This window comes from Danxiaibacter flavus, assembly GCF_041060425.1.
Taxonomy (GTDB): domain Bacteria; phylum Bacteroidota; class Bacteroidia; order Chitinophagales; family Chitinophagaceae; genus Danxiaibacter; species Danxiaibacter flavus.
In genome coordinates this window covers 546,226-552,303 of record NZ_JAULBC010000007.1, presented here as the reverse complement: position 1 = coordinate 552,303, position 6,078 = coordinate 546,226, and the positions used below count along the sequence as shown (strand labels likewise).

Here is a 6,078-nt window from a genome sequence, read left to right as displayed (position 1 = left end):
TCAAACTCTAAAGGGTAAAAAAGAGTGAGGTAATATCTCAGTGACAGTATGCTTTAGCTACTTAGGCACAATTTACTCTCACCCTTTTTCACTTTTGGGTATCAAATCTATTGGTATATTAAACAACTTTGAAAATCCTGTTTTTTGTATATGGCAAACATAGGAGGCACAGAAGCACTGAAACTAAACCAATCTCATTTTTCAGTGCTTCAGTGGCTATTGTATTTCTAACTGATCTTTAGGCCTCTGTCTGTCATTGATAAATTATGGTTACACAGAGTGAAAGGCAAGAGAAGACACGGAGGTCCACAGAGACGCTGAAACACAGAATTTTTTTAAATGATCTAAACCACAGAGTTAAAGGAGTTTTTTTCACAGAGTTAAAGGGGCTTTTTAAAATATAGACCATTATGGGATATCGTCTGTGGCTATCTGTGAAAACAACTCAGTGGCATCTGTGGTTAAATTACTTCCGCCTCAATCATTGTCAATTAGTCCTAAGCTCTAAGCTTAAATATCCTTTCCCTCAATCTTATACTTAATAATCACTTTCGCGTTTTTCTGTTCAGTAGAAGTTATGAACAGTTCATATCTTTTTCCGCCGGTGGTTATTACCATTAAAGCCGTATTCGGTGGAATTCTTCCAAGGTTATCTGCAACCATAATAAACTCATGCATTGAGTCATCTAAGGACGCTTTTATATTCAATGTAATCGGTTCATATGACAAACGCTTCTTAAATGCGATAATTTCATTGTTATGATAAACTGTTATGGTGTCGTCATCAATTTCACCATTGTCATATAACTGAATCTTTATGTCGGGAGATGTTGTGGTAATGGTTTTTACCAGCGCATTTTCACGCTCCTTTATTACATCAGGTATTGGTAGCTGCTTTGGCTGCGGTATGTTCTTAGGAACCTCGGATGGAGGCGTTTTTACTACAACATCAGTTGAATCTGTTTTGCGCGTGGCCGGCGGTATTGTCGTCTCCGGTTTTGGCTGAGTTTTAGGTTTGCTCCTTACAACAGGCGGAGCTTGCGGAGTTGTTTTTGGAGCCGCAGGTTTTGACTGTAGTTTAGCTTTTGGCGGCTGTTTGCTTTTTTCTCTTTTTACAAGAAAATCCTCTTTCTGAAAATCAGATTCAGGGACTTTTTCAAGATAAACGGTCCCAGCGCCACAATCCGCTTTATTGTTCACATTTACGCTGGTGAAATTGCCTTCCAAAACTTCCTGGTCACCATTTTTTGAATAATCGAGATAACAGGTCATAATGCAGGGGATAGACTGATCCGCAATCTTGACATCCAGCATTTTTGTCTCCTGTAAGATCACGTTCTGTGCCTTGCTCATGTAAATGCCGCGCATGGCAGCTTTGCCGTAAAAAACGGTTGTACGGTAGGAGTATGTAACGCCGTTCAGCGCACTATTTGGTAGCTGTTCAATTTGAATTTCATATTTATATCGCTGCCTGTAGAAACCCGTTCCCGACATAAAATATCCGCGCCAAATACCGGTTATATCCTGAGCCGTAACAGAGAATCCCGTCAAAATAATTAGGGCAAACGAAATCAGCAGCTTCATCATGTTACAAAAGTAGTTCTTGTAAATTCTTTTTGGAAATAGAAAAAACGTTAAGGTTTTTGGAAGACCGGAGGACCGTAAGATCGTAAGACCGTAAGACATGTAAGACCGTAAGAAAGATAGTAAGAGAGTAAGAGAGTAAGATAGTAAGAGGGCTGCTTCATTGAACCATCGCAATAAACGCGATGAATGCAAACTGATTACAAAACCTTATATGTCCTTATATGTCTTATATGGTTTAAATTAGCCGCTTTGAGGCGCCGCAGGCTTATTTTTTAAAAAAATCGCCGTTAGCGACCGGCCTGAATTTGCAACCCGGAAATTTCATAAAATGTTCGTTAAAACCGCTCACCTCATGCCTTAAACCTTAAAACTAAGGCTTGAAACCCTGCAACTTGTGTCTGCTCTAAGCTAATTGCTGAAAGCTGGTAGCTCATCGCTGAAAGCTGACAGCTTTTCGTTACTTTTGCAACCCAAATAGAAAGCCAGGGAAAGATTTTATGATTAACATTACATTTCCAGACGGAGCAGTAAGGCAATATGAACCGGGCGTTACTGCGTTAGACATCGCCAAATCAATAAGTGAGGGCCTTGCCAGGAAGGTATTGGCCGCCAGTGTTAACAACGAAGTGTGGGACGCTACCCGTCCTATAACGACGGATGCTAACCTGAAACTGTTGACGTGGGATGATACGGATGGAAAAAGCACTTTCTGGCACTCTTCTGCTCACCTGATGGCTGAGGCGGTTGAGAGCATTTTCCCCGGAGTGAAATTCTGGGTTGGACCGGCTATTGACAAGGGTTTTTATTACGATATGGACCTGGGCGACAGAAAGATCTCTGAAGAAGATCTGGTTGCGCTGGAAAAGAAGATGAATGAACTGGCTAAGCAGGGCAACATTTACATTCGTAAGGAAATCCCGAAATCTGAAGCTGTATCATACTTTGCAGAAAAAGGCGACGAGTATAAACTTGATTTATTACAGAATCTTGAAGACGGTAAGATCACTTTCTATACACAGGGCAATTTTACCGATCTGTGCCGTGGACCACATATTCCGAACACTGGCTTTATCAAGGCCATCAAACTGACCAATATTGCTGGTGCCTACTGGAAAGGTGATGAAAAGAATAAACAACTGACCCGTATATACGGTGTTACTTTCCCTAACCAGAAAGAGCTGGACGAATACCTCACCATGCTGGAGGAAGCGAAGAAAAGGGATCACCGCAAATTGGGTAAGGAATTAGGAATTTTCACTATGGATGATGATATCGGTCCGGGTTTGCCTTTGTGGATGCCTAACGGTACTATCATTATTGAAGAGTTGGAAAAACTGGCCAAGGAAACTGAGGAAGATGCTGGCTACAAGCGTGTTGTAACACCTCATATCGCAAAAGAGAACCTGTATTTAACCAGTGGTCACCTGCCTTATTACCAGGATAGTATGTATCCGCCAATGGAGTTGGACGGAACAAAATATTACCTGAAAGCAATGAACTGCCCGCACCACCATAAAATCTTCTCCGCAGAGCCGAAGAGCTATAAAGATCTTCCGCTGCGTTTGGCTGAATATGGTACCTGCTACCGTTACGAGCAGAGCGGTGAGTTATTCGGCTTAATGCGTGTGCGTTGTCTGCACATGAACGATGCCCACATCTATTGCAGCAAAGAACAATTTGCACAGGAGTTTAAGGCTGTGAATGATATGTATCTGAAATATTTCAAGATCTTCGGTATTGACAAATATGTGATGCGTTTGTCTTTGCACGATCCCGAAAAATTAGGTCAGAAATACATCAACGAGCCTGAGCTTTGGATAGAGACAGAAGAAATGGTGAGAAGCGTGCTGAAAGAAACAGGTACGCCGTTCGTAGAAGTTTCAGGTGAAGGTGCTTTCTATGGTCCGAAGATCGACGTACAGATCTGGAGTGCTATCGGACGTGAATTTACATTGGCAACCAACCAGGTGGATTTCGCCCAGGGCCGCAGATTCAATCTCGAATACACTACTAAAGACAATCAGTCTGACGTTCCTCTGATCATTCACAGAGCTCCTTTAGGAACACACGAACGCTTTATTGGTTTCTTGTTGGAACACTATGCTGGTAAATTCCCTGCATGGTTGGCTCCTTTACAGGTAAAAATTCTGCCAATAAGTGATAAATTTGCACCTTATGCCACTGAAGTAGCACAGAAACTTCGTAAAGCAAAGGTGAGAGTGGAAATAGACGAGCGCAATGAAAAGATCGGGAAGAAGATCCGCGAAGCAGAACTGAGCAAGGTTCCTTATATGTTGGTGATAGGCGAGAAGGAGGTAAACGAAGGGAAGGTTTCTATCCGCAGACAAGGTAAGGGCGATGCCGGAACCCAGCTGGTGGATGAGTTCATAAATAATTTAACAGACGAAATAACAAACAGGAAGGCTGAATAAAACATTTTTTTATCTTTATAAGCCTAAATAAAAAATCAATTAACCAAAAAACAATTAATGGCATTACCAAACAGAACAGGTGGGCGTTTTAACCCCAGGTTTAACAGACAACCCGAACCAGAACATCGCATAAATGAGAAAATACGTGTACCGCAGGTGCGATTGGTAGGGGAGAATGTAACAGTTGGTATTTATCCTACACAGGAAGCATTACGTATAGCACAGGACCAGGAGATGGATCTGGTGGAAATTTCTCCAAATGCAGATCCTCCGGTTTGTAAAGTGATCGATTATAAAAAATTCCTATACGAGAAAAAACGTAAGGAAAAAGAAATGAAAGCCAATGCCAAGCAAAGCGAGGTTAAAGAGATCCGCTTTACGCCGGGCACTGATGATCATGACTTTGATTTCAAAGCCAAGCACGCTGAGAAGTTTTTGAAAGACGGCAACAAAGTGAAAGCATATGTTCAGTTTAAAGGACGTGCGATCATGTTCCAGGACAGGGGCCAGCTTTTATTATTGAAATTTGCTGAGCGCCTGGCTGACGTAGGTGTGTTGGAAGGATTACCTAAAATGGAAGGCAAGAGAATGCTGGTTATGTTTGCGCCTAAGGGCTCGAAAAAAGCAGCAACAGCTAAGTAAGATTATTCTATCTTAATAGAAAAAGGTCGACGGTGAGTCGGCCTTTTTTGCGTCAATAGTGAATGGTGAATCGTGAAAATGGCAACAGGCTGCGTGTTGTGTTGCAGGCCTGTTACTTCAGATCTCTGTGAAGCTCAGTGTCTTCTCCGTGGATCTCCGTGTAACTGTATTTTTATTTTCAAAACGTGGCCTTGACTTTCCTCCTCATTTTCAATTGTCAATTTTCAACTGTCAATTAAATCGCTTGTCCAAAAGTCAACAAATTATTATCCGGATCAAGCATCGAAAATTCTCTTTGGCCCCATGGCTTTGTTTGCAAATGCCCGTTTGGATGGATGCTTAATTGCTTGTCAAGCATCCTCTGATATAACTGATCAATTTGATCTGTGCGGATGTAAACCTGTCCATAATTCTCTTTCGGATCGAGTTCTTTAAACTCAAAGAAGTGGAGCTGGATATTGTCTTTCTCGACCATTAAATAGCCATCATAATCTGCGCTCCCAAATTCACGGAACTCGAGCTTGTTTACATAAAAATCTCTTGTCGCAGCCTTGTCACGCATTGGCAGTTTGGGATTGATGTCTGTAAGCATGGTATTGATTTGAGATTTGAAATTTGGGATTTGAAATTATTCAATTTAATCCGGGTAACAAATCCCTGTTATTATGCTTAAGCCAAAGGGTAATACCATTTATCAGATCGTATCGCCCGCGCCGGATGTATAAGGAGTACACCATCAAAAATGAGACGACAGATTCAATTTGCCAGCCTCTGTGAAGCGCCGTGTTTACTTCGGCTTTTCCTCTGTGAAACAGAAAATATGGTCACACGGAGACCCACAGAGAAAATACTGAGCTTCACAGAGAATATATTCAAATCTTGCAAAACAAATTACGATCTGCTAATAACGTAATCCATAGATCTGTTATTGGCGGGGAACATTAACTAAAAAAATTGCCGCTAAACTTACGCACCCGGCGCTCCATCCACAAATGGCATATCATTATTCGGGTCAGTTCCAAATCGAAGAACATGTCCATCCGGATCTTCTACATGCATTTCCATTGCCCAGGAGAAATTGGTAGGCTTCATTCTGATTGTTACTCCTTTGGACTTAAGTGTTTCATAAAACGTGGAGATATCTCCATCAAAGCCAATCCAAATCCAGGTTCCCGGATTGCCTTGTGCTCCCTTGCATAGATAGATTCCCGCATTTTCGCGATTCATACTTGTAAAATCATCTGTTCCCCATTCTGCCTCTTCGAAACCAAGAATACCTTTGTAGAATGACCGGCTTGCGCTCATGTCTTTGACAGAAAGAATGGGTTGGATACCTTCGATTCGAATACCTGATTCGTCACGAACGTCTTTGATGGATTTCATGATTTGTTGATTTAGCAGGTGATGTGAATGCCAG

5 protein-coding genes are annotated in these 6,078 nt (G+C 41.7%); 2 read left to right on the top strand and 3 right to left on the bottom strand.

Features of this window, described 5'->3' with window-relative positions; all coding sequences use genetic code 11:
• Positions 1-510 precede the first annotated feature (510 nt).
• Positions 511-1,587 carry a hypothetical protein gene (locus QTN47_RS21660; protein ID WP_369331518.1) on the bottom strand — a complete coding sequence of 359 codons (1,077 nt, stop codon included), beginning with the start codon at positions 1,585-1,587 and terminating at the stop codon, positions 511-513.
• Between the two features lie 497 nt (positions 1,588-2,084).
• On the opposite strand from QTN47_RS21660, the gene thrS reads away from it, so the two are divergent.
• Entirely contained in the window at positions 2,085-4,019 is a 1,935-nt protein-coding gene (thrS, locus tag QTN47_RS21655) for a threonine--tRNA ligase (RefSeq protein WP_369331517.1), read from the top strand.
• A 57-nt stretch (positions 4,020-4,076) separates the two neighbouring features.
• Positions 4,077-4,661: a translation initiation factor IF-3 gene (gene infC / locus QTN47_RS21650; protein WP_369331516.1), complete on the top strand. Its 585-nt coding sequence runs from the start codon at positions 4,077-4,079 to the stop codon at positions 4,659-4,661.
• Between the two features lie 235 nt (positions 4,662-4,896).
• Here infC and QTN47_RS21645 read toward each other — a convergent pair whose 3' ends face one another.
• Together QTN47_RS21645 and QTN47_RS21640 are read right to left on the bottom strand one after the other, a co-directional pair.
• Entirely contained in the window at positions 4,897-5,253 is a 357-nt protein-coding gene (locus tag QTN47_RS21645) for a bleomycin resistance protein (RefSeq protein ID WP_369331515.1), read from the bottom strand.
• A gap of 374 nt (positions 5,254-5,627) precedes the next feature.
• Positions 5,628-6,044 (bottom strand): VOC family protein, encoded by a 417-nt coding sequence (locus QTN47_RS21640; RefSeq protein WP_369331514.1) that lies wholly within the window; start codon positions 6,042-6,044, stop codon positions 5,628-5,630.
• Positions 6,045-6,078 lie beyond the last annotated feature (34 nt).